Source organism: Streptococcus sp. HMSC078D09 (genome assembly GCF_001813675.1).
Lineage (GTDB): Bacteria > Bacillota > Bacilli > Lactobacillales > Streptococcaceae > Streptococcus.
This window is the reverse complement of the sequence record NZ_KV813671.1, coordinates 2,105-4,108: the sequence shown is the minus strand read 5'-3', so window position 1 is coordinate 4,108 and position 2,004 is coordinate 2,105. Positions and strand designations below refer to the sequence as shown.

At 43.2% G+C, this 2,004-nt stretch carries 1 pseudogene; it reads left to right on the top strand.

The annotated features are described in order from the left end of the window. Positions 1 to 2,004 (top strand): annotated as a pseudogene (locus HMPREF2926_RS11185) (hypothetical protein); the annotation flags it as partial.

The following is a 2,004-nucleotide window of genomic DNA, read 5'->3' as shown; positions in this document are numbered from 1 at the left end:
TAGCGAAATGAGTGAAGCTCAACAGCAAAACATTATTAAGTGGGGCTTACTTGCAGCAGGCGCAGGCCCAGCCTTATCAATCCTAGGGAAATTCATCGGAGTAATTGGTGGAGTCAAAAAAGGTATTGGGTTCCTAACTCAAGGCATTGGGAAGCTTGGAGGGGGATTAACTGTTTTAGGCAGGACATTCCAATTGTTTAAGGAAGGCAACAGCCTATCCTCTGCATTTAAGGCCGCAACTACTGGTATCACTGCGACAAGTACTGCTGCAGAAGGTGCAGTAGCTTCTACTGGTCTATTAGCAAAAGGTATTGCACTGCTTGGGAACCCTGTTACTTGGGGAGTCCTGATAGGTGGTGTTGCTGTTGGTGTGATTGCTGCAGTAGCCAAAGAAATGGCAGATGCAGACGAGAGGACAAGGACTTGGGGAACTTCGGTAAACAAGGTCCAGGCTGAAGAACTAACGAAATTAAAAGCTAAAATCGATGATGCCCATCAAGCAATGATCGGATTTGGAAACGGTGGATCTCAAGCTGTTGAAAACGTCCGTAAAAGCGTCCAGGGGCTTTCAAGTGATTTGCAAAAAGCAATTGATAAGGATCTCCAACGCACTCAAAAAAATCTTGAGAAAATTGGAGCTTCTGAAGAAGTCCAAAAACGTGCTGTCGCACAAGCAGAACAGCAGAAGAAAAACGTCCAGACAATGACTGATGAGATCATCCAAATCTATCAAGATGCGTCTAACAAAAAACGTAAGATCACTCGTGAAGAACAAGCACTCATCTACGATTATGAGAACCAATTTATCAACAAACAACTGGAAATGCAGAAATTTTCTGCAGATGAGCGCACAGCGATTATCAAAGCGATGAATGGCCAGATCAACGACTTGAATGAGACCCAGTTGAGAAAAGGTTCTGGAGTAGTTGCTAAATGGTTGAAAGATGAGATCAAACTTTACGAAGACCAAACAAAAGCTTTAAAAGAAGAGTACGACAAAAAAACTATCAATAAAGCCGAATATAACCAAAAAATGGAAGAGTTAAGCGCTCAGCATAAATCCAAAATGGAAGCATTTGGCCGTGAGTATGCTGCTCTTCAAAAGAAACTGAGCGAAAAAGTACCGCTTAATTTTGGCGATGATCGACAACGTGAGCTGTATTTTAGCCAATTACGAAAAAGCTGGGCAGAACTTGGCCTTGATTACGACAAGATGATGGCCAAGGCAGATCAGTTTGCCGACGTCATTGGACGCTCTTCCGGCATGGTTGCAAAAGATACTGTAAATATGTCTAAAGAAACGAAAGAGGCCAACCTAATATGGAAAAGCCTCATCTGGGATCCGAAGACAGCGTCAGTAAAAACTAATGCACAAGAAGAAGTAACTAAAGCTCTTCAAGCTGAAAACGGCTGGGAGAATATGCAGTTTATCCTCAAGCACGCAAATCTTGAAACTAACGCTAAGATGACAATCGGTCAAGCGCTGGTTGAAGTTGGTAAGTGGGATAGTTTAACTCCTCAAGAGAAAGAACTTGTGGTCGGTAATAATCAAGGGATGAAAGCAGTCCTTGACAGTAAAACATTGCTGGACCAGTACAATGCTATGCCAGCGGAAGTTAAAGAACTCTTAATGAAGAATACTGACTTCTTATCATCGGGTGAACGTGCTACTGCGATCATTGAGCATTGGAATACACTCACACCAGAGCAGAAAGAGCTGATCTTAAAGGATGCTGCAAGCGATAAAGCTGAACGTGTTAGACTAGCAGTTGATTCGTTGACTGGTATGGCTCACGTAGTCAATTTGGATGCTGAAGATAAGACAAAGAGCGCTATCGCTAGCGCTATGTCTAGCATCTTAACACTACCGACAGATCACAAGACTGATCTGATCGCAACTCCAGACGGTGTAACGCTTGGAACCAACCAAGCTATGGGCGCTTTAGGTTTGTACAACGGCTTTGCTGTTCCAACAAAACAAATTACCGCTGATCCAAGCAATGC